Genomic DNA, 25,922 nt, shown 5'->3' on the forward strand with positions numbered 1-25,922 from the left:
GTTTAGATAGCCACATTTAAGATAACTCATAAATCCACCTTTTAACCTCTTAGTCTAACACTAAAAATTCCACTATTAATTCTCATCTTACACGCCTCCATAATCTTAAATAATATAACAAAAAATACCTTGGCATAGAAAATTATCCATTTATCTGCCAAGGTATTATAATTACTTAATTAAAATATTATAAATTACATAAATAAAGCCTTAAATAACCTTATCATTATGAGCAGTATGGATTTTATTAAATTTCTTTAAAACTATAAATAATTTTTTCATTTCATACCGCTCCTTTTCTTTGTAATCATTTACTAATAATATAGCATACATTGCTTGAATTGTAAACATTATAATGAATTATTTTATTTCTTTGGTCTATAAAATTTATATTTTATATTTCTTACTAATCATCATTTAAATCAATTATTAATTGCAAATCACTTTCATTTTATGTATAATACATGTTAAATAACCATAAACTTACCTGGAGGAGGTAATAAAATGTCAGTATATCAAATAACTTATTATATAGCTGAAATTCATAACCATGAATGTGACCATGATCACCAGCATGATGAGAATTGCAACCACGAGCATCATCACCACCATAGTAATCTGCCTAGAAAAATTAAATCTTTAGGGGCTTGGGCAAACATTATGCCAACCACATTTCTTTTACATACTGAAATGAATTCTAAGGATATAAAGCTAGCTTTAGATGAAGTAAAAGAAGATAATGAAATATTTTTTATTTCTCAAGTTACTTTGGATAGTGATGGTTCTATGCATCCAGGTGCCCTACCTTGGATTGAATCTCGACTTAAATAAACAGATTTCTTAGCTTCTCTGAAGCTTACTAACAGACTTCTTAGTATCAGTATTTTTGNNTTGATACTTAGAAGTCGTTGTCCTTTAGGGGAAATCGTTATCCAGGGACGTACCAGCTCTAATACTCCCACTCTAAAAAAGCGGGAGTATTAGAGCTGGTAGTCATCGGATAAAAAAATATATACTAAATTAAGAGGTCCACTAGAATATTAATTTTAGTGAACCTCTTTTAATAGTTACATATTAGGCTTAATTATATATTTATTTTTTTAATTACATTTCCATGAACATTTTCATATCATCTTCTACGTTAGTTATTCCACCTATTCCAAAGTTTTCAACTAAAACATTAGCTACGTTTGGAGATAGGAATGCTGGAAGTGTTGGTCCTAAGTGAATGTTTTTTACTCCTAAGTGTAGTAGAGATAATAAAACTATTACAGCCTTTTGCTCATACCATGCAATATTAAATGCTATTGGTAATTCATTTATATCTTCTAACTCAAATACTTCTTTTAATTTTAAAGCAATTAATGCTAGTGAGTATGAATCATTACATTGACCTGCATCAAGTACTCTTGGAATTCCTCCAATATCACCTAAGTCTAATTTGTTATATTTATATTTTGCACATCCTGCAGTTAAAATTACTGTATCTTGTGGTAATGCCTTTGCAAAGTCAGTGTAGTATTCTCTTTTCTTTTGTCTACCATCACAACCTGCCATCACAAAGAATTTCTTTATAGCTCCAGTTTTTACTGCTTCTACAATTTTATCAGCTAAAGCTAATACTTGATTGTGTGCAAAACCTCCAATGATTTCACCATGCTCAATTTCTATTGGAACTTCACAAGTTTTTGCTAATTCTATCAATGCTGAAAAATCTTTATTCCCTTTTTCATCAGCTGCAATATGTGTACACCCTGTATATCCTGCAGCACCTGTAGTAAATACTCTTTCTTTGTAGCTATCTTTAGGTGGTACAATACAGTTTGTAGTCATAAGAATTGGTCCATTAAAGCTCTCAAATTCTTCTGTTTGCTTCCACCATGCATTTCCATAGTTTCCTATGAAGTGTGAGTACTTTTTAAATGCTGGATAGTAGTGAGCTGGTAACATCTCTGAGTGAGTGTATACATCTACTCCTGTACCCTCTGTTTGAATTAGTAATTGTTCTAAGTCTTTTAAGTCGTGTCCAGACACAAGAATTCCAGGCTTATTACTTACTCCAATATTTACTTTTGTAATTTCTGGATGTCCATAGCTTTCAGTATTAGCTTTATCAAGTAATGCCATACCATCTACTCCAACCTTACCAGTTTCTAATGTTAATGCTATATATTCGTCTATTGTTATCTTATTATCTGCTGTTGCAGCTAAAGCTTTTTGCATAAATGTACATACAGCTTCATCATCATATCCCAATGCATTAGCATGTTTAACATATGCAGCTAATCCTTTCAATCCATAAGTTATCATTTCTCTTAAACTTCTAATATCTTCATTATCAGTAGACAGTACTCCTACTAAACCAGCTTTACTATTCATTTCAGCTTCTGTTTTAGCTGTCCATAATGCAGCGTCACTTAAATCTTCTTTATTACTTAATTTTAAAAGTAATTCTTCCTTAAGATTTAAAGTTTCTTTAACCATTTTATAAAATACTGCATCATCAAAATTTGCATTCGTAATTGTAGTGAAAAGGTTCATAGTAACAGCTCTATTTATTATATTAGAAACAGTTACTCCTTCTTCCCTAGCTCTTGTAGCTACTTCTGATAATCCTCTTGAACTGTATATTAATAAGTCTTGAAGTTTTGCAAGATCAGGAGTCTTACCACAAACTCCTCTTACAGTACATCCGCTGCAACCAGCTGCTTCTTGACATTGAAAACAAAACATCTTATTCTCCATATTTAACTCCCCTTTATTTCTTAATAATATTTTTTACTTTGTTGATTTAATAATTAAATTCATTTGAACTATGGTCTTATTGTACCTAAAAAAAATACAGGAGTCCGTAACCTATGTTACGAATTCCTGTAATAATATATATTTCTTAAAATACTTTTATTTACATTGTCATGTATTCCATATTTATTAATACTTACCTTTTATATAATGTTTAATTAAACATTTCTTCCTCTAAAGCTTCTATATCTAATATTTTTATATTGCTTCTATCAAAATCTATATATCCCATATCCCTGAGATTTATTAACTCTCTTGACAATGATGGTCTTGGTATTCCTAACGCTGCAGCAATACTTTCTTTACTTTCTTTTAATTTAATTACACTATTCTTCTGTAGTTTCATAGTTTCTAATATGTAATTTATAACTCTATGTTTTATATTCTTAAAGGATATATTTTTAATTTTAGAATTTAACATTAGTACTTTATTACTAAGAAGTTCTAAAAAATTCTCAAGAATCCTTTTTTCTCTTGAAAATAGTTCTAACATATCTATCTTATCAATGTATAATATACTGCATTGACTTAGTGAAATAACTGTTGCTGGATAGTTCTCCTGCTTTGAAAATATTATGGCTTCTCCAAATACATCACCAAGGGTAAGTTTATTTAAAACTATATATTTACCACTTGGATATATCCTTTGAAGTTCAATAGTTCCTTCTAATATAAGCCCTATAGTACTGCACTCTTCTTCTTCATGGGCAATAATTTCCCCTTTGCCATATCTATTAATATGATATTTTGTTTCCTCATAAATTTTTTTTAGATTCTCAGAATCAATTCCTTTAAAAAGGAAATTGCTTTGTAGTAACTTTAATATATCTTTCATTATTCATCCTCTTCTTTTATTCTCGTATATGATTACCTAATTTATTTGACCTTAATACTACTCTTCCTACCCATAGAATTACCCCAATAATCCAAGGTATTATAAAGTAATATAGTCTAAATAAAAGCGTTATAGACAAAGCTGAGTTAGGCGAAAAACCTAGAGTCTTTAATCCTATTATCGCTACTAAATCAAAGGACCCTACACCTCCTGGTATAAAGCTTATAAGTGCAGCAATACATGCTAATATATTTACTCCTGTAACTGATACAAAACTTGCATCACCCTTAAAATATTTAGCTATGGTAAAAAACATCATGCTTCTCACTATCCACTCACATGTAGATAGAAGGGTTAATTTTATCTTTAAATTTATGCTTCCTTCAAAGTATAAATTTAATTTTTCAAGTTTATTGCTTAACCAAGTAAACCTATCTAGAAAATAATATATAGGTAGAAAAGCACAAAATATTACTATTACTATCCAAAGCCACTTTTGGCTATGTAACAGTGGATATATTTTAAATACGTCTAATACACCTAAATAGCACATAACAGATAATCCCACTATAGTTGTAGGTATTAGTATCATATTAAAATTTATCATGTCCTTAGTATCAATATTTTCATCTTTAAATAAAACAGTTCTAAGTGTAGCTCCTGTAAGCCCTCCAAACCCTATTATGTCATTAAAGCTATGAGCAATCCATGCAACTACAAATACCTTAAACTTATTTATATTGTATCTATAATGATCAGCTAGTACTACATCATAAAAGCATAAAAATGATATAGATATAATTGCAGATATTAAGAATATTACAAGATATGTATTAGGTATATTTCTTAATATATCTAGAACCTGATTTATGTCTATCTCCTTAAATATACTCCTAGCTTCATAAATTACAAAAAGCATAATTATTATGGGAATTAAAATCTTTCCTCCACTTTTCACTTTACTTTTTCTTTGATTACCACTCACATTATGTCCCCCTAATCCAATTTGAAAGCTAAATAAAATATATATATTTTACTTAGCTTATATTTTCAACATATTACCATTCTACTACTTATATGCATCAAAATCTATATTTTAGATTATATATATACTTTTATTTATTTTATCTCCTTGGAGGAGAGACTTTAGATCTCTCCAACTTTTGTTTTACTCGAGGATTTTTCTTAGTATCGCATGATACTCATTTAAAACCACATCGAGTTTTTGGCTTGCGATGATTACTTCTGGATCTAGTAAATTAGTTTTTTCACTAATTAACTTTTGTAAATTTAGTCTCATTTCACAAACCTTTTTATCCATTTCATCAATTTTTCCCATATCGCCCCTCCTTTCGCTATAATTATAGCAATAAGAGGGTTAATAACTTAAATATAAAGTTAACTTTAACACTTATTTAAAATTAATTGTTTTATCTGGTTATAAGTGTTAAAACAAATAAAGCAAATCTACTTATTTATAAAGTAAATTTGCTTTCCTCAATATATAATAATTTCAAAATACTAATCTTCTAATGTGTTATAAAGATATCCTTCGCCCTTTTCTATGGAATTTTCTATAGACTCCTTGTTCCTCTTTGTATTTGCTTCACTCTTTAATTCATTGTCATTAACCTTGTTTCTTACTTCCGTTCCAAGGTCTCTTTCTATAGTTCCTGGATTATTATTTAATAAAGAATGATGTTTACTTTTTAAAGTCATAATTTTACCTCCTAAAATGTAATTTATATTATTATCTTCATTAAATAAGATTATATACTTATTTATATAATGGAAAAACTTAATTGTTATCTATTCTTTGTAAGTTATTTTCAATATAAAAAATTAAAGGACTTAGCTATAATAAAGTATGCCCTAAGTCAAGTATATTTTTAAAAAAGCTCTAAGATAAAAGATGATTTCTGTATTGAACAGGAGTCACCTTTTTTAAGTTTCATTGACCTTTATACTTATTATGATAATCGATGTAATCCTCAATCTCACATAATACATCTTCAAAGGTTTCACAATGCTTTAGATTTGTTTCATCTTTTAAATGACCGAAAAATGACTCCTGCGGAGCGTTGTCCCAACAATTTCCACGTCTAGACATTGATTGTCCTATATTGTTTTTACTTTAATTTTTATTGGAATATTGGGCTAGTATAATGAGCACCTTGATCAGAGTGAGTAAATACATCCTTACTGAGTAAATGCTTGTTCGATTTCACCAAATTATCAATTGTTTCTGTAACAATATCAATTTTTAAACTTTTAGAAATGTTATATGCTAAAGCTTCATTGGTAGAAGCATCTAAAATAGTTGACAAATAAGCCTTTTGACCATTCTTATAAAATAAATAAGTTATATCTGTTAACAACACCTTACCAGGTATTTGTTGCTCATATTATCACTCCTAAAGCTATATATTAATTTATATATTAATTGTATTACACATAAAAATACCCTATATAATAGACTTTTTTTAAAGTGTCTATTATATAGGGTACATTTTAAAGTAAGTGCTTAAATTTATTTTATGCTTTCCACCTTTTGCCACAATTCTGACAAACTGCTTCACTATGTGTTTTGGATTTAGTTTTACTATTAGTTATTAAAGGTATAATTATTATTAAACCCAAAGTACAAATAGCTAACATAATCCATATCAACCACCCTAAACAACCTCTATGTTTTGTTTTCGTTGTTGTAACTGCTTGAACTGTAACATTCTGACTTCCACATTTAGGACATTTCATAATATGTAACCCCTTCCCCTATGTAAATATAAATTAATTATACATTATATAAGGAATAAATTACAATACTTTACTACCATCTCCACCATTAAGTAGAATTTGATTAATTTCATCAAGCTTTTCTTCTTCATCCTTGTTAATAGGTATCTTATATAAGTTTTACATCTTTGTATAATGTGCCTTTTGTTCATTATCTTTTATTTTATTAATATCCATAGCACTATAACCCATAATTTTAACTATCTCATTATCCTCTTTAAGCGCCTTGAACATGGCTTTAAACCTCTACCAATGTAATTATTACAAATATATGGTAGCCTGTAGGGGGATCGAACCCCTGTTTCCACCGTGAGAGGGTGGCGTCTTGACCACTTGACCAACAAGCCTTATCAACAGTTTGATTACTTCTTTTCTCTACCTGTTAATAATATCATACAATTTAATTTAATTCCATATTATGAATTATTTTATTATACAATAGATTTCTTAATATCTATTCAGATTTATAATTAAATAACTTTTTTAAAATTTGTAGTTTTACACTAAAGCAATTTCCTTATCTATATCTCTATTAATATCTTTAGGATTGATATTAAGTTCCTTATGATCTAATTGTTCCTTTGCAATGGCAAGCATAAGTTTAATTCTATTTTCCTGATTTACTCTAGTAGCACCAGGGTCATAATCTATAGGTACTATATTAACATCATGATGAATGTTTTTTATTTTTCGTACCATTCCCTTACCTACTATATGATTTGGCAAACACCCAAAGGGTTGAGTGCATATAATATTTTTATATCCTAAATTGTTCAACTCTAACATTTCTGCTGTAAGAAGCCATCCTTCACCCATATTATTACCATATCCAACTACACCCTTAGCTAACTTTTTAGTTTCTTTAAAGGATGAAGGTGGTATAAAATCTGAATTTTCCTTTACTGAAGCTATAAGTAAACTCTCAATTTTAAATAGGTAATTTATAAATTTTTGAACAATAAACTTAACTACCTTACTTCCACCATAAAGATTTATATTGTCTATTCTTTCATCTGTGCAATAAAATACAAATCCAAGAATTCCTGGTATCATAACTTCACAATTCTGTGTAGCTAAAAATGCTTCTAAATCATTATTGCCTAAGCTTGCATATTTAATATATATCTCTCCCACTATACCTACTTTTACTTTAGGAGTTTTTTGAATTTTTATATTTGCAAAGTCTTTTGTTATATTATCCATATTGGTCTTAATTTTTTTTAGAGAATAAGCCTTATTATTTTTAAATTGCAAAGTTAACTCTTCAATCCATTTGTTTATTACTTTATCACTTTCACCTTTACTTATTTCATAAGGTCTCACTTGATTGCTCAAATGCATTAAAAGATCTCCATAAATAACTCCTGATAACATTTTATGAACCATAGGCAATGTTATTTTGAAGCCACTATCTTTTTCCATTCCAGCTAAATTAAAAGAAATAACAGGAACCTGTCCATATCCAGCCTTTTTTAATGCCTTTCTAAGTAAGTATATATAGTTTGATGCTCTGCATCCTCCTCCAGTTTGAGTGATAATTAAAGCTGTTTTATTAATATCATACTTTCCACTGTTTAAAGCATCTATCATTTGACCTATAACTAGTAAAGCCGGATAGCAAGTATCGTTATGAACATATTTTAGTCCTGTTTGTACTACTGATTCACCTTTATTAGTTAATAGTTCTATGTGATATTTGCTATTTAGGAATACATTTTTTAAAATTTCAAAATGTATGGGTGCCATCATAGGCATTAATATAGTATAATATTTACTCATTTCTTTAGTAAAGGTTACTTTATTTTCCTTATCCATTACTTATTCACCCTCCCCTTGATGGATTGCTGCAAATAAACTACGAAGTCTTATTTGTATCGCTCCTAAATTAGTAATTTCATCTATCTTAATTTGGGTGTATATCTTATTTGACTCTTCTAAAATTTCTCTCACCTCATCGGTAGTTATTGCATCCACACCACAACCAAAGGAAACTAACTGAACTAAATTCATGTTAGGCTTGCCTGCTATATACTTAGCCGCCTTATATAATCTAGCATGATATGTCCATTGATTTAACACCTGAAGGTCTACCTTATCTATCTTATGAGAAATCACATCTTCAGATATAACTGCAGCTCCATAGCTATTAATATACTTATCAATTCCATGATTAATTTCACTATCTATATGATAAGGTCTACCAGCAAGAACAATTATATCTTTATCCTCCTTTTCTGCTTTCTCAATAATTTCTTCACCCTTTATCCTTACTTTTTTTAAATATCTATCATATTCTTTGTAAGCAAGAGTAGTTGCTTCCTTAACTTCTTTTAAAGATATGTCCTCAAAATATTTTGCCAATATGTTATGCATCTTCTTTGGAAAATCCTTAGGTCTATGAATTCCTATATAATCATAAATATAGGTTACCTTTGAAACATCTGACATATTCCCTTCAATTACTTCAGAGTAATATGCAACTACAGGGCAATTATAACAGTTATCAGCTGAACTATCCTGTATATTATAGGTCATGCATGGATAAAAAATTGTATCTACTCCACCATCTATTAATGACTGTACATGTCCGTGAATTAATTTTGCCGGAAAGCATACTGTATCTGATGGTATAGTTGTTTGTCCCTTCAGATAAATTTCTCTTGAAGATGGCTCAGATTTTTTTACTTCAAACTGTAAGGCTGTAAAAAATTTGTACCAAAATGGGTATAATTCATACATGTTTAATCCCATAGGAATTCCAATTTTTCCTCTTTTACCTGAAATTTTAGGATAACTATCTAATAAACTTCTCTTATACTCATATATGTTGGACACTTCTCCATGATTTTTATTGCTTATAGGTCTATCACATCGATTTCCACCAATATACTTTCTGCTTTCTCCAAAGGTATTTATAGTTAATCTACAATGATTATTACAAAGCCCACAGTTAGTCATTTTTACTTCATGATTAAAATTCTCTAATTCACTCTTACTAAGAATAGTACTTTTATTATTACTTTTTTCCTGAGCATACAAAGCTGCTCCATAAGCACCCATAAGCCCAGAAATTGTAGGTCTAAGGACTTGTACATTTAATTCTTGTTCAAAGGCACGAAGTACAGCATCATTTAGGAAAGTTCCTCCTTGAACTACAATATTTTTTCCTAGAGACTCTGAATTACTGGCACGAATTACTTTATAGAGTGCATTTTTAACTACACTAACAGATAATCCTGCTGATATATCTTCTATGGTAGCTCCATCCTTCTGCACCTGTTTTACAGAAGAATTCATAAATACAGTGCATCTAGAACCTAAATCTACTGGATTTTTAGAGAATAATCCTAAGTTAGCAAATTCTTCTACTGAATATCCTAATGCATTAGCGAAGGTCTGCAAGAAAGACCCACAACCAGATGAACAAGCTTCATTTAAAAATATATTATCTATAGCTCCATTATGTATTTTAAAACATTTTATATCTTGTCCTCCTATATCAATAATAAAGTCAACATTATTCATAAAATGTTTGGCTGCTGTAAAATGAGCTACAGTTTCTACCATACCATAATCTACCTTAAAGGCATTTTTTATTAATTGTTCACCATATCCTGTTGCTGCAACTGCTGAAATTTTAACTTTGGGATATGTATTATATAAATTTTCTAAGTATTCCTTAACTACCTCTACAGCATTTCCACTATTAGGTCTATAAATTGAAGATACAATTTCTTTATCATCATTAATAGCAACAATTTTTATAGTTGTAGAACCAGAATCTATTCCTATAGTTATTGGTGATACAATATCAATTTCATCCTTGATAAGCACCTTACTTTTTTCATGTCTAAGCTTAAATTCATCATACTCTTCTTTTGTTCTAAATAGTGGTGGTGCCATAGAATAAGTTTCATCTTCACGATAATTATTTAAAGTAATAATCAAGTTATCTATATCTATCTTTTCACTAGCATAATAGGCTGCTCCTAAAGCTACATAATATAGAGAGTTATCTGGACACTTTCCTGTTAACTTTAAAGTTTTGTCAAAGGCTTTTCTCAATTCTGAGTTGAAGCTTAGTGGTCCTCCAAGGTATAATACATTACCTTTTATAACTCTACCTTGAGCTAATCCTGCAATAGTTTGATTTACAACAGCAAAGAAAATACTTGCTGATAAATCACTTTTTACAACTCCTTGATTTAAAAGAGGTTGAATATCTGACTTAGCAAAAACTCCACATCTAGAAGCAATAGTATAAATCTTTTTATAATCCTTAGCAGCCTCATTCATTTCTTCTAAGGACATATTTAACAAAGTAGCCATTTGGTCAATAAATGCTCCTGTTCCACCTGCACATGAGCCATTCATCCTTACTTCCATACCATCCTTTAAAAATAGTATTTTAGCATCTTCTCCCCCTAATTCAATGATAACATCCACATCAGATTCTAAAGTAGTTGCAGCAATCCTTGTTGCATAAACCTCTTGAACAAAGGGCACCTTCCATTTTTCGGCCATTCCCATAGCAGCAGATCCAGAAATGCTTAGTTCCATGGACTTCTCCCTTGGATACTTATCTCTAATTTTCTTTAGCAGTTCTGAAGTTTTTTCTTTTATCTTACAATAATGACGTTCATATGATTGATAAATAACTTCTCCAAAGTTATTTAAAACAACAGATTTAATTGTGGTTGAGCCCACATCAATTCCTATTTTCATAGTAAATCCTCCTAAATAAATGCCATACTATATAGCTTTTACCCTCTTAAAAATAACAATTAAAGATTTAGTTTTATAAATCTTCTATATATTATCTAAACACCATATTATACCATATCATTTACTAAATAACATATATTTAACTATTATTTAACATACCGTAAACAACTATTTCTCTATCTTTAAAAATTATAGTTTTTCAATTTAATAAATATTACTTTATTATTAAATATATATAAATATATAACCATATACTTTAATTTATATTACTTATACAAATTATTTTCAAGTTACTGTTAATGTGCTTTAAGCCGTTATTTCATGATATTTATAATAAAAAACAAGATATAGAATAACTTCCTTTCTATATCTTGCTTAAGCTCTATTCATCCATTTTCATCCAAAAACTTTCTATTTCTCTTATATCATTAGTTCTATTTTTTATAGGGAGGGAATCAAACACTATATTTTTATACGGGCTATTAGACATTTCACCAATTCTAGAATCTAAGATTGCCACTATACCCTTATCATCATGCTTTCTTATTAACCGTCCTACCCCTTGCCTAAGTTTTACTATCATTAATGGTACACTTACCTCCATTAAAAAATCTTCTGATAAAGTCCTTTTATATTCTATAATTGGATCTGGTACCGGAAATGGTAGCTTAAATATAATTAAATTCGATAATGATTTTCCAGGCACATCTATTCCTTCCCAAAATGTTCCTGTAGCTAATAATACAGAATTCTTATCCTTTTTAAATTCTTCAAGTATATCATCCTGAGAGGACATATGTTGCTGTTTTAAAAGCCTATATTCTAAATTTTTATGTTTTAATATCTCATAAACTTCCTTTAGATCACTTTTAGATGTAAATAAAATTAAGGCTTTTCCCTTTGTAATATTCAGAAGCTTTACTATTTTTTCTGCCCCCAATTTTATAAACCCTTCTCTCTCCTCTACTGGATGAGGCATATTTTCTGTATAATATATCATGGCATTGTAATTGTACGGAAAAGGTGATGGTTTTGGTGTTGATAAAAATCCTGTGCTGGTTGGAAATCCTGTACTTTTAATAAAATACTCATATCTCTCTTCTTCACTACCTTGACTCTTATCTGCAATAGTTGCTGAAGTTAATATAGTAGTTTTTAACTTATCAAAGTATAAAGAATTTATCTCCTTACTTATATTTTTAGGACATGCAAATATATGAATATCATTAAAATTTTCTAACCAAAATAAATCCCTGCTCTTTATAGATATCAAACTTTTTATAAAATCTTGAAGATTCTCTAGCTCTTCGAATACTTCTTCACATAAATTATCATCACTATAAAATTGTACTTTATAATTTATTAAATCAATTTTACTATTTAAAAGTAAAAGCTCTTCTCTTATTTCATCTATATTAATAAAAAACTTTTCCATTTCTTCACCCTTAAGTGATGAGTTAATTTGTTTTTTTACTTGATTATTTAGTTTATTAAAAATAACATTCAAAATATGAGTTATATTATTAAAATTTTCGTAACTCTCTCTTCTTATAGCTGATATTTTTATGGTTTCAATTACATCTCCTAAAATAGATTTTATTTTATATTTGTTATAGCTTTCTATTAAAGATGCTCTAACTTTTTCCTCCAAATTATGAGCTTCATCTATAACAATTAAATCTATTTTCTCATTTAAAAGCCCCTTTTGACCTTTTTTTAACTTTTGAAAATGTACAGTTAATAAGTCTTGATTACATAAAATTATGCCATCAGTATTTAACATATCTCTTCTTAGAGACATAAAACTGCAATTATTATAATGTTCACACCTATTATGATCTGTTGCCTTTACATTCACATTGTCCCATATATTATTATCTACATCTAACTTTATATTTTTTCTATCTACTACCCCATTATTTATGTAATTACATAGTATTTCTAAATTATCATTAAAATCTTTACTATTAATTTCTTTAAAATATTTATCAGCTCTACTTTTACATGCAAAATGAGTCATTCCTTTAGCTAAAACTATTTCTGGTTTATGATTAATATAAGAACAAATTTTTTTTACATCCTTAATGAGTTGCTCTTGTAGAGCTATAGTTGACGTAGCTATTAATACAGGTTTATTAAAAAGTTTATTATAATAGAGTAAGGGAACTATATATGCATAAGATTTTCCTATTCCTACTCCTGCTTCCACTATAGTATGTTGTCTGTCCGCTATAGCGTTACATATATCTAACGCCATATCTTCTTGACCCTCTCTTTGTTCAAAACCTAATTTGGGGATTTTATTCATAAAAAAATTCCATACTAGCTGCTGTAATTCATCTTCTTTTGAAATATTTTTATCTACCTTCTTACTATCTTCTGAAAACCAAAACATCTATATCCCTCCTCTTATTAAGATTTTTAGTAACATAGCTTTATTTTCACATTTTTCTTCTTAAAATACAACCGTAGATTTCCATATTTAATTCCTTAAACATAGAAAAAGATGTGACTAAATAGATAAATCCATCTAATCACATCTTAATGCCATACTCTCATCTGTATATTTATTTATCAAGTAAATATAAGTACTCTTCATATCCTTCTTCCTTCATCTTATCCTTTTGAATAAATTTAAGTGAAGCTGAATTTATACAATATCTTAATCCACCTAGTTCCTTAGGTCCATCACAGAATACATGACCTAAGTGGGAATCTCCATTTTTACTTCTCACCTCGGTTCTAACCATTCCATGACTTTTATCTATATTTTCTTTAATAAAATCTCTATCTATTGGCTTAGAAAAAGCTGGCCATCCACATCCTGAGTTAAACTTATCACTAGATATAAATAAGGGTTCTCCTGTTGCTATATCTACATAAATACCTTCTTCGTAAAAGTCAAAGTATTCATTTTTATAAGGTAGTTCTGTACCATTTTCTTGAGTTACCTTATATTGCTCCTTGGTTAATATTTTTTTCAACTCTTCCTTACTTCTTTTCATATATTTATTATTCATAGCATATACCTCCAAAATAAAAAAGATAAGCTTATGGGATTTAATCAATAAAGCTCATCTTTTTTATAAATTTGCCATAAGATTTTTTAATTGTTTTTATCTAATATATCTTTTATAATTGCTATTCTATCTTCCTCTAGAATATTTGCAATCTTTATTTCAACATCGCCATTTTTAAAGAATCTTTCTACATTGGAATCTACAATTTTAATAACCTTATCTGATAATTTTTCATAGGTCATTAAATCATCTCTGTATAAATCTACAATATCTCTTAAACAAGCACCTAATTCCTTAGGATTTTTATAAATTGTTCTCATGCTATAATCCTCCATAGTTTTACAATAATAAATATAATGTTAATATATTAGCAAAAATTTATTTGTCAGCTATTATATTTACAATATACATATTATACCCTACATTATTTTTAATTACCAAGGTTATTTTACATAAAAATATGGATTATATCATTAAAATATAAGCCATATTAAAAATATTAGATTTTCTTGACTTATCTAGATGAGGTAAATATATTTTTGCCTAAGAATATTATGATTTATACAAATATTTTTATACATATTTTTTCTCATATCTATCTTACATAGTCCTCTATTAATTTTACAACTTTATCTCTAGAGAATATAATTCCTATAAGCTGTTCTTCAACTTTTCCTAAATTTATATCCTCCAAAGTGTCTGAAAATATTTTAGCCTTTACTATTTTTCCTGACTCCACTGATAAATTTATGTCTATATTGCCTATGACAGTTTTTTCTTCGAGAATTACATCATATTGTGGACTCTCACCATAATTCCACAACCTACTAGAGTATTTATCATATAATTTAGGTACATAGCTACCCATATTATAAATATATGAGTTTTGTAAATCTCCATAAACATTATTAAAGGAACTTACCAATGACTGAATTAAATTGTCTACATTTAATTCACTACAAACCTCTATTAAATTTATAACCCTACTTTTTACTGATTCTATGCCTTTAGATTTTAATTTCAACTTAGATGGAGTAAGAACCTCTTCAAGTTTAGTAATATCTACATCAATCATAAGAGTACCATGATGAAAATAATTACCATCTTCACAATAAAATGCATGTCCTGAAAACTTTCTATTATTCAAAAGCAAATCATTTCTTCCTGAAAACTCAACCTTAAAACCATAGGACTCTACAGCACCTTTTATAACATTAAGTTGTTTATCTAAATTACTCTCAACTTCCTTTGTTATAAAAGTAAAGTTTAAATTTCCTAAATCATGAAAAACTGCTCCACCTCCAGATATTCTTCTAGCTAATGTAATATGGTTTTCTTTCATATAATCTAAATCACATTCTTTATAAGGATTTTGATTTCTTCCAATAACTACAGTATTTTCATTTTGCCAAAGATATAATATGGTTTCTTCAGACTTTATATTTCTTAACAATTCTTCTTCTAGGGCTAAATTATAATAAGGATTAACTTCCTTTGAAATAATTACTTTATTCATTATAATGTATTGCTCCTATAGATAATCCTAATACTGCTTCATGTATACCTTCACCTGTAGTTGGATGTGCAAATACAGTTTCTGCTATGCTCTCTTCTGAAATATTCTGCTGAATAATAAGAGTTAGAGTACTTATCAGTGATGACGCATCTGGACCTATTATTGATCCTCCAACCATCTTACCTGAATCTAAATCTTTTATTATTTTAATAAATCCATACTCTTGACCCATAGTTAAGGCTTTTCCATTGGCTGCAAAAGGGAACTTACTTATTTTTATATTAATATTTTTATCAATACATTGTTTTTCAGTAAGACCAACTGAAGCAATTTCTGGAGCTGTAAATATTACATTAGGAATACATTCATACTTCATTTCTTTATTTTCTCCTAATATATTATCTACTACTACAATTCCTTGATGTGAAGCTACATGGGCTAATTGGATCTTGCTATTAACATCTCCAATAGCATATATTCCTTCCACATTTGTCTTTAAATTACCTTGGACCTTTATACCTCTATTCCTATCATTTAGTTCTATATCAGTATTTTCAAGATTTAGTCCTTCCATATTAGGCTCTCTTCCAATTGCAACTAATACCTTTTCTGAAACTAAAAGCTTCTCATTACCTTCATTTTCAAATATAACTATACCTTCACCTGATTCAGATTTTTCAATTCTAGTAACCTTTGAACTTGTATATATACCTATGCCCTTCGATTTTGCTATATCAAGTATTTCCTCACAAACATCTAAATCCACCATGTTAAGAATTCTATTTTCGTATTCAACCACGTTTACTTTAACTCCAAAATTTGAATAAAGGAATGCAAATTCCATACCAATAACTCCACCACCAATTATAGTAATTGATTTTGGTAATTCTGTGTTGATAAGAGCTTCTGTACTATTTAATACAAAAGGTAGTTCTATACCTGGGATACTTATTTTTGATATTTTAGAACCAGTAGCAATAATAATATTTTTAGCTTCAATAGTATACTCATCTTTACCTTTTTTCACTAATACTTTATGGTTATCTATAAAAGATGCTTCTCCCTTAATAAGTCTTATATTATTTTTATTTAATAAATAGTCTATGCCACCAACTAAATTATTTCTAATTTTATCTTTTCTAGCTATGACCTTTTTCATGTCTAGGTTTATATCTTTTATTTCAAATCCAAATTCTTCTCCATTTAATGCTTCATTGTATGCTTCAGCAGATTTAACTAGAGATTTTGTAGGAATACATCCTACATTAAGACAAGTTCCTCCTAAATTATCCTTTTCAACTATTATAGTTTCCAAACCTTTCTTAGCTCCATATATAGCAGAAACGTATCCTCCTGGTCCTGCACCTATTACTAAAAGGTCTATATTTAAATTTTCTTTTTTACCCTTTATTAAGCTACCAAAGTAATCAACTTTTTTAGTTTCTTTTGCTAAAACTTCTCCACTTACTATAAGTAATGTATCTCCAACCTTTACCTCTTGTCCCTCCGTAACCTTTATTTCTTCAATTTTATAGCTTCCTTTAGCTTTTACAGGTGAATTTCCTTTACTTGTTTCTAGCTGAAACAATACATCATTTAACTTAACCTTATCCCCAACTTGTATATTAATTTTGCCTACTTTAGCAGATTTACTTTTTCCTGATAGACTTTCCAACTTAATATCCATTTCAACCTCTCCTTTAATACCAAATATATATTAGTTTAAGATTCTGGATTTAAGACCCTGAGTATAATACTCAAGGTCTTAAATTTAAAATCTTATTTAGTTAAAATCTTTTTCAAATTCATCAACGGCATCTTTTAATAAAGTTACAGAATATGCCATACTAGGACCTCCACCAAAGGCAACAGATACCATAGCAGCTTCTATTATTTCAGCTCTAGTTGCTCCCGCTTCTAAAGCTTTGTAAACGTGGAAAACTATACAATATTCACATCTGTTATATGCAGCAATTCCAACGCTAATTAATTCCTTTGTTTTAGTATCTAATGCACCCTCTTCATAAGTCTTACCTAACAGTCCCATGAAAGCGTTAACATTCTCTCCATTAGTTTCGCCTAATTCACCAAGTCCGTTCATAAAGTCATTTAACATTTCTCTTACATCTTTTTTCATATCTATACCCCCATATCATTTAATAGTTGCTAGTGCAATAGTTAGCACTACAAGTATTTATGATATAAAAATACCACCATGGGGTGGTATTGTCAATAGCTAACATATATTATCTGTCATCCTTTGCAAAACTTCTTTAAAAATCTCTAAATTTTCTTTCGATATTCCCTTTAATACATCATCTTGGAACTCTTGTCCTCTAGGCATAAGTTCTTCTTTTAAAAACTTACCTTTATCAGTTAATATTATCTTTGTTATTCTTCTATCTTCTGAATCCTTTCTTCTCTCCACTAACTCTTCCTTTTCCATTCTATCTATAAGTCTTACCATTGAAGACTCTTTAATATCCATATAATCCGAAAGTTCTTTTTGAGAAATTTCTCCTGCTTTACCTATATAAAATAAAGCTATCCATTGTACTCTAGTTGTACCATTCTCTTGTAATCTTCTATTAAATTCGTCAGCTAATTTCTTTGCACTTTTATTTGTTATAAATGCAATACAATCATCTAAATCAAACATATATAATTTACATTCCCTTCTATATCTATTTTAAATAGCTAAATCAATAAAACCTATTCTTTATAATTAATTATCTTACTAAATATATAAATAATGGAATAGTTATTACGGATAAAAGTGTAGTTATAAATACACACTGTGAGCCATACTTACCATCTCCACCAGCAGATAATGCAATTACAGGTCCTACCACCGCTCCTGGCATAGCCATAAGTAAAGTGCATATAGCTACCAACATTGAATCTATATTAAACATATTCATAGTAAAATATGTTGCTATAGGAACTAAAATTAGTCTAACTATAGATAAATAGTATAAACTAAAATCTCCTATCATTTCCTTTATGTTAGAACCACAAAGCATAGAGCCAATGATTATCATAGATATTGGAGTTGTCATATTTCCTACACTTTTTACCGTTGAGTTAATGGCAAAGGGTAGTTTAATTTGACCTACAAATATTACAATTCCTATAATTACAGCCCATATAGATGGATTCTTTAAAATGCTTTTACTAGCTTCCTTCATAGATATTTTCCCTGTAAACAAAGATACACCTACGGTCCACACTAAAGCAGTGAATACCATAGTAAAAATTGAAGCATAAAACACTCCTATTTCTCCAAATATGCTGTTTAATACTGGATAACCCATAAATCCACAGTTGGAAAAAGATGTTGTAAATATAAGCAGTGGTTTTTTTCTATCATTAGCCTTAATATAAATATATCTTGATAAAATAAGTACCACCAAATGTATAACTATGGAATAGAAAAATATCTTTATAGCATTTCCCATAATAGCTTTATCAAATTCTAAGCAAAAACTATTTATTATCATTAATGGTAAAGTTATATTGATTAATATTGCACTTAATCCCTTCTCTACTCTATCATCTATAAAGCCTTTCTTTCTAGCATATATTCCTATAACCATCATAATGGATAGAACTAAAACTTGATTTACTGCATCCATTAAATTATCCCCCATACATAAAAAAATTAAATTCCATACTAATTATACTCTATTTCCTTTGGTTTTTAATTATTATTTTATTGTTACCTTAATACTATTTTAATGGTCAAACCTCTTAAACCCGCATGAACACAACAAATAGTTAAATAGTTATATAGTTTTATAGCTAAATATTATACTAGTTTTATGTGTATATAGTAAAATAGTCTCATTCTTAAAGATATTTATCATACTATTTTTCACTTCCCATTTAGTAAAAGTTTTAACTCGACAATATATTTAACACTATTAACTAATTCTTCATAAAACAGCTCATTCCCTTCTAAGTTATATTCAAGTTTAATATCAAAATTCAGGGATTTAGTTATTAAAATCTTTTATACCATTTAAGATAAAATTTACATGGAAATACTTTTAAATCTTTTTATATAAAACTAAGATAACAAATTAATTCTATGGTATCTATAATAAAGAAAATCCCAGTATATTAAGTATACCGGAATTTTCTTTCTAAATCTTTTAATAAATATATATATATTTCAACTATAGGACAACCATTATCGATATTTTTTTATAATTATCAATGATACAATAACTATACCTAAAAGTGATAATATAATAATCATTAATAATATTAACAACAATACTTTATATTCTTCTACATTTTGTGGAAAATAACTTAAAAATATAATTGCTATTATAGTACTAACAATCGCAACTGCGAATAAAATTGAAAATACTATATAACAAACCTTCTCTCCTCCTGTTAATTTTTTATTAAGTATCCCAATTAAAAACATAGCGTATGAAGCTGCTAATAAACCTATGATAATGGGTACTGGTACATTCTCTATTCCTAAACCTCCAAGTATAAGTTTCGATATAATAAAGACAGCTATTCCTACTACTGCATATATACCTTTATTATTGCCATTCATCTTTCATCTCTCCTTATAAAGCTCTAATCAAACTTCTTAATTATCTTTGTAGCTCCCCATTTAACAACTTCTGTACCTATTACAATACCTAAACCTACACTAGCACCATATACCCATACTCCAATTTTAAAGATATAAAAATAATAAAGGTAAAGTTCATAAAATTTTCTATGTTCTTTACCTTTATGTAATATATTATTTATTTCTTTACCATATTAGTTTTCTTTGCAATAATTAAAAATATTACTACTCCCAAAATTGCTGAAGAAATTCCACTACGCATTATAAACCTCCTAAAAACGCTCCCGAACTTTATTAATTTAATATGTTTTGGGGAATTTTTTATCCTTAACATTATACAAATAGTTAGATATTCCTATGATATAAACAACACTTAAACATACAGTAACTCCTATCAAAAAAATACCTGAAATAAATTTATCTACATTACCTTCTTCAATTATTATTGGACTAGAGTCTATAGCTTTAGCAATTGTTAATAATATTGCAGTTACAATTAATGAAACACTTAAATCTCTCTTTACATATCTTCCATGGGTACCTTTTTTAACACTGTTAATATAGTCTTCATTTTTTACTATTATTCTTTTGTAGAAAAAATATAAATTTACTAATATATAGTTAGAAAATATTATTATTTTTGTAATTGAACTTTCTAGTGTTAAACAATTTACAACTTCTAGATATAATGATAATACTACTAGAATTCCTTGTATTGGCATTAAAATGTAAACACTTTTATATATTGGTTTCTTATTAACGTTTAATACTATATTTATTACATTCAGTATTAAAGTAAGTACTAATAATACTGGAGCTATACTATGGTACACTTTATCATCACTACTTAATATCAAATTAAAAAGTATACTTCCTAACATACATCCTATTGAAATAAAAACATTTAATTTCTTTAAATCTTTAACTTCCATCTCATCTGCTTGTTTAATTTTAGCTGATTTCATTTTCTCCTCCTTCTAAAATCCTGATATAACCGAGTCCTTTAATTTACCTATATCATCTTCATAATATTTTGCTACTCCATAACTAATACTAGCTGCTAAAAGAGCAGTCCCCCATAATGGAGCTGTTATTCCAAGGTAAGCTACTCCAATTGCTATCAATGTTGCTGTTCCTGCTACCAACCCTAATGCTCCAATGGCATAAGTAGCTAAACTACTAGACAAAATATCTGCTCCAATACCTAACGCTATAACTTCTAAGTCTACCACGTCTTCTCTTCTTTAGCTCCTTGTGATATAGCTAATTTGCCCATATTGCCATATATGTCTTGCCGATACTTTTCCTATTTTTATTATTACTCACAGAATATACACTATTATTACTTAGTTCATCACTTTGTATTTCTAATGACATAGTTTTTTATGTTCTTAAATTCAAGCCATTGATTTGACTTGAATTAACTTTCCTAGATCAACTCCATATTTTTATAGATAATATGGCTTTTCAGTTCTTATTTTAATAAAAAAAGTGATAGCATTCAATCATAGAATCACTATCACCTTTTTACATATACTATTTATTCCATTTATCCAGTAATTCCTTTATTCTTACATCTATAAAAACATCCGGATTATCCTTTGTTCTTTCATATGCGATTCTTACTATATCTCTATATCCTTTTACTTCATAGCTAATAACCATATCATAAGATACCAAAACATTAGACCTCAAGATTATACCTTTATTTAATTTATATGGAAGTACTGTAACTATAGTTACATCTTTCCAATTCATCACTTCTTTTTTAGTTCCAAATCTACGCACACGAGTAATTTTATCATCATCTATAGTAAAATATTCAAATAATGCAAATACATATATAACTGACGATATAATAACTCCTATCATAAGAAATATCTTATACCCAATTTCTTTAGTGTACCAGCTAAGCCACAACAATCCTGCTATGAGTGCTAATCCAATAACCAACATAATTTTTTTATATCTATAAATCATAAAATTCTCTACTCCAATCCAAATTTTCTATATAACATGTTTTGCCCATAAGTAATTGCTTTACCTGCAACATAATCTATACCAAGCGCACCTACCACACTAAGAGTACCTGGAATTGGTCCAGCAGCCATTCCAGCTGCAACCAATGGTCCAGTTATAAATTGACCTACTAAATACGCAGCTCCTACCCCCAATACTTGTATTCCTGTTTTTAATGCCTTTTTTTCTAAAGACATATTAGAATCCCATGTAGAAACAATATCAAAACCAGTTGATGCTGCAGTTATCATAGCTGATGACTTTTTTGCTGCTGCTGCATATGGTTTAATTTTTTGCATTATACTTGATGCAGGATATAAATTAATACTACCATTATATAAATACGCCTTACAAGTTCTTGTTACGTTTTCTACAGCTCCTAAAACTGTTCCTACTATTGAACCCATTAAATTAGGTATTGAAAAATAAGTTCTTTCTACCTCACCACTATTTGATGGAGTTGATGTATAGCTCCCTCCACTAGCTCCTTCAGTAATACAACCGGAACGTAACCCATTATCATCTCTTCTATTTACAGGACTATTTAAACAATAAGCAAACATATTATAACCAATGAATCCTTGTCCTGTAGCTACTAACCCATCCGCATTCAAGAACCTTCCCCACTCAGGATTATAATATCTTGATTGCAAGTAGTAATATCCTGTTTCAGTATCATATCTATAGCCTCTATATCTATAGGGATTCTTTTCTCCTAAGGCTTTATCTCCTGTTATAGATATTAACTTACCCCAAGTATCGTAGGTATAAGAAACAACTTGATTTCCAATAGAGTTTATTATTCCTATAATATCACTTTGAGCATTCCTAATGTAGAAATATTCTTCAGTATCATTTAACACGAAGCCTACAAGACCTTTATCTCCATAGTTATATAAAATTTTATCTGATAGCTATTATCCCTAAGTTTCACTAAGGGTTACTACACCCCTAGATAACGATTTCTAACCTTCTGTAAGAAAAAAACATTCTCACACAAGCTAAAAACTCTGTTATTCTACACAAATTCCATTAGTTAATTCTTTATAAAATACATCATTTCCTTTTATTCATATTAGAGTCCTTCCACATTCCCTTTTAAAGGTATATCCATTATAGACTTTTTCATTTCACCACTATCATTCTTATATATTATATCAAAAAGTGATAATAACCTTATTTAGATTATTATCACTTTTAAAACTTACTTTAATTTAGCTCTTTAACAAACCTTAATTACTTATCTTTAAATTTATTTTTTTTATATTTATAGAATCCTAAACTATATACAGTTACTATTAGACTTAAAAATATGATTGCCATTAAAGTTACAAATATGGGCTTGTATCTATAAGAAATATCCTGGTATTTATTTTGTACGGTTACTGCAACTACTAATATAATTACTAGTATTGCAGCTTGTATGGTAATAACTAATAAATATATTCGTTCTTTTTTATCACCTTTATACTTAAAAACAAATATAAATAAATATAAAATAATCAATAGTAATATAGCAAAAATTATTGGTTGTGGTATATCATCTATGCCCATAATCCTAATAAATGCCATTATTATAAGAATTATTATAGTAGCTAAAATATTTTTCTTACTTATCATATAAATTTCCTACTTTCTCAATTTTATGGTATCACAATCTAATCTCTACCCCACAGATAATTCTTACCTACTTCTGCACCAATTCCTATTGCCATACCTAGTCCTATTCCCCATCCAACTGGAGTAAAAAATCCTACTCCTATTGCTAAAGCTGCTGCTCCTACATCTATTGCACTTCTCCAAAATGCTTCTTCTTTACTGTATCCACTATGATAGTTACCCCAAACTGCAACGCCTGTTAAAACTATTCCAATTCCTCCTACACCTTCAACCTTTCCTATAGCTCTTGCAGTAGATGAACCTTTTACTGGTATTGCAAGTCCTCCATGTCTCCTTTCTACTCTATTCGCATAATAAACAAAATTATCAGGAATACTTGACAACAGTGAACCTATTCTACCTTCAACAGCTCCAATTATTCCACCTGTTACTACCTCTCTTGCTTGATTACTAGTTGGCATTATACCCCCTACAGAATTACTTTTTCTAACTGAGCTTGAGTTTGACGTTGATCTAGAAGTATAAAATTCCTCCATAGCCTTATATGAAGCTCGTCTCATCGCATCTGTTTCTTCACCTTGAGTGTATATAGGTCTAAACCCATTAGGGTCTTTACCATTTACAGGATTATTATTGCAATAAGCAAAAGTATTATGTGCTAATAATTCACCTATACTTCCACCAATAGCATCCGCATTTAAGAACCTTCCCCACTCAGGATTATAATATCTTGATTGCAAGTAATAATATCCAGTCTCTGTATCGTATCTATAGCCTCTATATCTATAAAGATTCTTTTCTCCTAATGCCTTATCTCCTGTTATAGATATTAACTTACCCCAGGTGTCATAAGTATAAGAAACAACTTGTTTACCACCGAAATCTATTATATCACTCTTTAAATTTCTTATATATAAATAATAAAATATCCTATNNATAGGATATTTTATTATTTATGTTATTTATTTTTATTTTTGCACATTATTTTAACAATTATACATACACTAATAAAAACTATTAGCACTAATACAAGACCAACATAAAATAAAGTTAAATTATTTATATATAGTCCTATAGCACACATAATGAATGGGATTAAGAAAGCTACTAAACCCATTGTAATTCCGTAATGTTTTTTCAATGTATAATATACAATCAATACCATTAAACCCATTATTACCAATTCCAAAATGGTTATCGTAAACTTTTCATTTGCTTCCCCCCCATATTTACTGCTTATATATCTTCCTATTAATATTACTAATAACGATGGGGTAATGTATCTCCACTTGTTATTGCTTTTCAACTTTACTACCTCCCATAAATTTCATCTTTCCATTTCTCAGCTCCAATATTAATTAAAGCAGATATACCCATACCAATTAATGTACCTCCTACTCCAACTAATATAGCTGGTGCTCCTAATGCAATTATTGCTGTTGATGCTGCTCCGATTCCAAATCCTACTCCAACTCCAGCTGCTGTAGCTCCTAAATCAATGAATCCACCTGCTATTTCTCCTTTATTAAAGCTTTCGATTGCTCCTACAACACCCATTCCTACTCCAACTATTCCAAAGCTTTTCTCAACACGTCCCATGGTCCTTAAGGATGATGCACCTTTTACTGGAATTAATGTTCCTCTATGTCTCCAAGCTTGCCTATTGACACAATATTCAATATAATCCGGAATTTCTTTTAACCCATCACCAAAGCTACCTTCTAGAGCTCCAATTATTCCTCCTTTTATTGCATCCTTTACTGCAGTACTTTTGGGCTTTGGATTATGATATTTAGTACCATAATATTGGTTCATAACCTTATATGAAGCATCTCTCATTGCAGCTGTTTCTTCACCTTGAGTGTATATAGGTCTAAATCCATTAGGGTCTTTACCATTTACAGGATTATTATTACAATAAGCAAAAGTATTATGTGATAATAATTCACCTATACTTCCACCAATAGCATCTGTATTCAAGAACCTTCCCCACTC

26 protein-coding genes, 1 tRNA gene and 2 pseudogenes are annotated in these 25,922 nt (G+C 29.0%); 1 reads left to right on the plus strand and 28 read right to left on the minus strand.

The window, feature by feature from the left end; translation table 11 throughout:
* Positions 1-504: 504 nt before the first annotated feature.
* On the plus strand, positions 505-831 hold the full coding sequence (locus tag B3630_RS04575) for a hypothetical protein (RefSeq protein ID WP_346895912.1): 327 nt from the start codon (positions 505-507) through the stop codon (positions 829-831).
* A gap of 273 nt (positions 832-1,104) precedes the next feature.
* On the opposite strand, the gene hcp is transcribed toward B3630_RS04575, so the two are convergent.
* From hcp to B3630_RS04715, 28 genes and pseudogenes are all read right to left on the minus strand, one after another.
* The gene (hcp, locus tag B3630_RS04580) at positions 1,105-2,745 is read right to left on the minus strand and encodes a hydroxylamine reductase (protein ID WP_346895914.1); all 1,641 of its coding nucleotides are present in this window, start codon (positions 2,743-2,745) and stop codon (positions 1,105-1,107) included.
* 211 nt (positions 2,746-2,956) lie between these two features.
* Positions 2,957-3,637, minus strand: a complete 681-nt coding sequence (locus B3630_RS04585) for a Crp/Fnr family transcriptional regulator (protein WP_346895916.1) — start codon at positions 3,635-3,637, stop codon at positions 2,957-2,959.
* A 16-nt stretch (positions 3,638-3,653) separates the two neighbouring features.
* Complete coding sequence (locus B3630_RS04590; protein WP_346895918.1) at positions 3,654-4,622, minus strand: lysylphosphatidylglycerol synthase domain-containing protein; 969 nt, start codon at positions 4,620-4,622, stop codon at positions 3,654-3,656.
* Positions 4,623-4,805: 183 nt separating this feature from the next.
* The gene (locus B3630_RS04595) at positions 4,806-4,976 is read right to left on the minus strand and encodes an aspartyl-phosphate phosphatase Spo0E family protein (protein ID WP_346869425.1); all 171 of its coding nucleotides are present in this window, start codon (positions 4,974-4,976) and stop codon (positions 4,806-4,808) included.
* A 182-nt stretch (positions 4,977-5,158) separates the two neighbouring features.
* Complete coding sequence (locus tag B3630_RS04600) at positions 5,159-5,356, minus strand: hypothetical protein (RefSeq protein WP_346895920.1); 198 nt, start codon at positions 5,354-5,356, stop codon at positions 5,159-5,161.
* Positions 5,357-5,588: 232 nt separating this feature from the next.
* Positions 5,589-6,042, minus strand: a pseudogene (locus tag B3630_RS04605) (IS3 family transposase); the annotation flags it as partial.
* Positions 6,043-6,172: 130 nt separating this feature from the next.
* Positions 6,173-6,394, minus strand: a complete 222-nt coding sequence (locus B3630_RS04610) for a hypothetical protein (RefSeq protein WP_346848270.1) — start codon at positions 6,392-6,394, stop codon at positions 6,173-6,175.
* A gap of 159 nt (positions 6,395-6,553) precedes the next feature.
* Complete coding sequence (locus B3630_RS04615) at positions 6,554-6,667, minus strand: Gp15 family bacteriophage protein (protein WP_346895922.1); 114 nt, start codon at positions 6,665-6,667, stop codon at positions 6,554-6,556.
* Positions 6,668-6,705: 38 nt separating this feature from the next.
* A tRNA-Glu gene (locus B3630_RS04620) sits at positions 6,706-6,780 on the minus strand.
* Positions 6,781-6,931: 151 nt separating this feature from the next.
* Entirely contained in the window at positions 6,932-8,248 is a 1,317-nt protein-coding gene (locus B3630_RS04625) for a 2-hydroxyglutaryl-CoA dehydratase (protein WP_346895924.1), read from the minus strand.
* 3 nt (positions 8,249-8,251) lie between these two features.
* Complete coding sequence (locus tag B3630_RS04630) at positions 8,252-11,158, minus strand: acyl-CoA dehydratase activase (protein WP_346895926.1); 2,907 nt, start codon at positions 11,156-11,158, stop codon at positions 8,252-8,254.
* A gap of 382 nt (positions 11,159-11,540) precedes the next feature.
* Positions 11,541-13,553: an ATP-dependent DNA helicase gene (locus B3630_RS04635; RefSeq protein WP_346895928.1), complete on the minus strand. Its 2,013-nt coding sequence runs from the start codon at positions 13,551-13,553 to the stop codon at positions 11,541-11,543.
* Positions 13,554-13,725: 172 nt separating this feature from the next.
* Positions 13,726-14,178, minus strand: coding sequence for a peptide-methionine (R)-S-oxide reductase MsrB (gene msrB, locus B3630_RS04640; protein WP_346895930.1), 453 nt, complete (start codon positions 14,176-14,178; stop codon positions 13,726-13,728).
* Positions 14,179-14,264: 86 nt separating this feature from the next.
* Entirely contained in the window at positions 14,265-14,498 is a 234-nt protein-coding gene (locus B3630_RS04645; protein WP_035134530.1) for a TIGR04540 family protein, read from the minus strand.
* Positions 14,499-14,773: 275 nt separating this feature from the next.
* Entirely contained in the window at positions 14,774-15,694 is a 921-nt protein-coding gene (locus B3630_RS04650; protein ID WP_346895932.1) for a lipoate--protein ligase, read from the minus strand.
* Positions 15,687-17,381 (minus strand): dihydrolipoyl dehydrogenase, encoded by a 1,695-nt coding sequence (lpdA, locus tag B3630_RS04655; protein WP_346895934.1) that lies wholly within the window; start codon positions 17,379-17,381, stop codon positions 15,687-15,689. Before lpdA ends, B3630_RS04650 begins: the two co-directional genes overlap by 8 nt.
* Before the next feature lie 96 nt (positions 17,382-17,477).
* On the minus strand, positions 17,478-17,831 hold the full coding sequence (locus B3630_RS04660; protein WP_346895936.1) for a carboxymuconolactone decarboxylase family protein: 354 nt from the start codon (positions 17,829-17,831) through the stop codon (positions 17,478-17,480).
* 99 nt (positions 17,832-17,930) lie between these two features.
* Complete coding sequence (locus tag B3630_RS04665; RefSeq protein WP_150843888.1) at positions 17,931-18,353, minus strand: MarR family transcriptional regulator; 423 nt, start codon at positions 18,351-18,353, stop codon at positions 17,931-17,933.
* A gap of 70 nt (positions 18,354-18,423) precedes the next feature.
* The gene (locus B3630_RS04670; RefSeq protein WP_346895938.1) at positions 18,424-19,329 is read right to left on the minus strand and encodes an AEC family transporter; all 906 of its coding nucleotides are present in this window, start codon (positions 19,327-19,329) and stop codon (positions 18,424-18,426) included.
* A gap of 557 nt (positions 19,330-19,886) precedes the next feature.
* On the minus strand, positions 19,887-20,267 hold the full coding sequence (locus B3630_RS04675) for a hypothetical protein (RefSeq protein ID WP_346895940.1): 381 nt from the start codon (positions 20,265-20,267) through the stop codon (positions 19,887-19,889).
* A gap of 320 nt (positions 20,268-20,587) precedes the next feature.
* Positions 20,588-21,253 carry a hypothetical protein gene (locus B3630_RS04680; RefSeq protein ID WP_346895942.1) on the minus strand — a complete coding sequence of 222 codons (666 nt, stop codon included), beginning with the start codon at positions 21,251-21,253 and terminating at the stop codon, positions 20,588-20,590.
* 12 nt (positions 21,254-21,265) lie between these two features.
* Complete coding sequence (locus B3630_RS04685; protein WP_346895944.1) at positions 21,266-21,520, minus strand: hypothetical protein; 255 nt, start codon at positions 21,518-21,520, stop codon at positions 21,266-21,268.
* A 304-nt stretch (positions 21,521-21,824) separates the two neighbouring features.
* Entirely contained in the window at positions 21,825-22,268 is a 444-nt protein-coding gene (locus B3630_RS04690) for a hypothetical protein (protein WP_346895946.1), read from the minus strand.
* A gap of 8 nt (positions 22,269-22,276) precedes the next feature.
* Positions 22,277-23,170 carry an RHS repeat-associated core domain-containing protein gene (locus tag B3630_RS04695; RefSeq protein ID WP_346895948.1) on the minus strand — a complete coding sequence of 298 codons (894 nt, stop codon included), beginning with the start codon at positions 23,168-23,170 and terminating at the stop codon, positions 22,277-22,279.
* Positions 23,171-23,543: 373 nt separating this feature from the next.
* On the minus strand, positions 23,544-23,927 hold the full coding sequence (locus B3630_RS04700; protein ID WP_346895950.1) for a hypothetical protein: 384 nt from the start codon (positions 23,925-23,927) through the stop codon (positions 23,544-23,546).
* A 38-nt stretch (positions 23,928-23,965) separates the two neighbouring features.
* Positions 23,966-24,880, minus strand: coding sequence for an RHS repeat-associated core domain-containing protein (locus tag B3630_RS04705; protein ID WP_346895968.1), 915 nt, complete (start codon positions 24,878-24,880; stop codon positions 23,966-23,968).
* Positions 24,881-24,885: 5 nt separating this feature from the next.
* Complete coding sequence (locus B3630_RS04710; protein WP_346895952.1) at positions 24,886-25,233, minus strand: hypothetical protein; 348 nt, start codon at positions 25,231-25,233, stop codon at positions 24,886-24,888.
* 5 nt (positions 25,234-25,238) lie between these two features.
* Positions 25,239-25,922: pseudogene (locus B3630_RS04715) on the minus strand (hypothetical protein); the annotation flags it as partial.

The organism is Clostridium sp. UBA7503 (assembly GCF_002477055.1).
GTDB lineage: Bacteria > Bacillota > Clostridia > Clostridiales > Clostridiaceae > Clostridium_J > Clostridium_J sulfidigenes.

Coding starts and splice junctions, on each gene's coding strand:
- msrB (WP_346895930.1), bottom strand. CDS start 14,178: ATGAATAATAAATATATGAAAAGAAGTAAGGAAGAGTTGAAAAAAATA.
- B3630_RS04645 (WP_035134530.1), bottom strand. CDS start 14,498: ATGAGAACAATTTATAAAAATCCTAAGGAATTAGGTGCTTGTTTAAGA.
- B3630_RS04585 (WP_346895916.1), bottom strand. CDS start 3,637: ATGAAAGATATATTAAAGTTACTACAAAGCAATTTCCTTTTTAAAGGA.
- B3630_RS04690 (WP_346895946.1), bottom strand. CDS start 22,268: ATGATTTATAGATATAAAAAAATTATGTTGGTTATTGGATTAGCACTC.
- B3630_RS04665 (WP_150843888.1), bottom strand. CDS start 18,353: ATGTTTGATTTAGATGATTGTATTGCATTTATAACAAATAAAAGTGCA.
- B3630_RS04595 (WP_346869425.1), bottom strand. CDS start 4,976: ATGGGAAAAATTGATGAAATGGATAAAAAGGTTTGTGAAATGAGACTA.
- B3630_RS04660 (WP_346895936.1), bottom strand. CDS start 17,831: ATGAAAAAAGATGTAAGAGAAATGTTAAATGACTTTATGAACGGACTT.
- B3630_RS04680 (WP_346895942.1), bottom strand. CDS start 21,253: ATGAAATCAGCTAAAATTAAACAAGCAGATGAGATGGAAGTTAAAGAT.
- B3630_RS04615 (WP_346895922.1), bottom strand. CDS start 6,667: ATGTTCAAGGCGCTTAAAGAGGATAATGAGATAGTTAAAATTATGGGT.
- B3630_RS04600 (WP_346895920.1), bottom strand. CDS start 5,356: ATGACTTTAAAAAGTAAACATCATTCTTTATTAAATAATAATCCAGGA.
- B3630_RS04650 (WP_346895932.1), bottom strand. CDS start 15,694: ATGAATAAAGTAATTATTTCAAAGGAAGTTAATCCTTATTATAATTTA.
- B3630_RS04630 (WP_346895926.1), bottom strand. CDS start 11,158: ATGAAAATAGGAATTGATGTGGGCTCAACCACAATTAAATCTGTTGTT.
- B3630_RS04700 (WP_346895950.1), bottom strand. CDS start 23,927: ATGATAAGTAAGAAAAATATTTTAGCTACTATAATAATTCTTATAATA.
- B3630_RS04635 (WP_346895928.1), bottom strand. CDS start 13,553: ATGTTTTGGTTTTCAGAAGATAGTAAGAAGGTAGATAAAAATATTTCA.
- B3630_RS04675 (WP_346895940.1), bottom strand. CDS start 20,267: ATGAATGGCAATAATAAAGGTATATATGCAGTAGTAGGAATAGCTGTC.
- hcp (WP_346895914.1), bottom strand. CDS start 2,745: ATGGAGAATAAGATGTTTTGTTTTCAATGTCAAGAAGCAGCTGGTTGC.
- lpdA (WP_346895934.1), bottom strand. CDS start 17,381: ATGGATATTAAGTTGGAAAGTCTATCAGGAAAAAGTAAATCTGCTAAA.
- B3630_RS04610 (WP_346848270.1), bottom strand. CDS start 6,394: ATGAAATGTCCTAAATGTGGAAGTCAGAATGTTACAGTTCAAGCAGTT.
- B3630_RS04575 (WP_346895912.1), top strand. CDS start 505: ATGTCAGTATATCAAATAACTTATTATATAGCTGAAATTCATAACCAT.
- B3630_RS04625 (WP_346895924.1), bottom strand. CDS start 8,248: ATGGATAAGGAAAATAAAGTAACCTTTACTAAAGAAATGAGTAAATAT.
- B3630_RS04670 (WP_346895938.1), bottom strand. CDS start 19,329: ATGGATGCAGTAAATCAAGTTTTAGTTCTATCCATTATGATGGTTATA.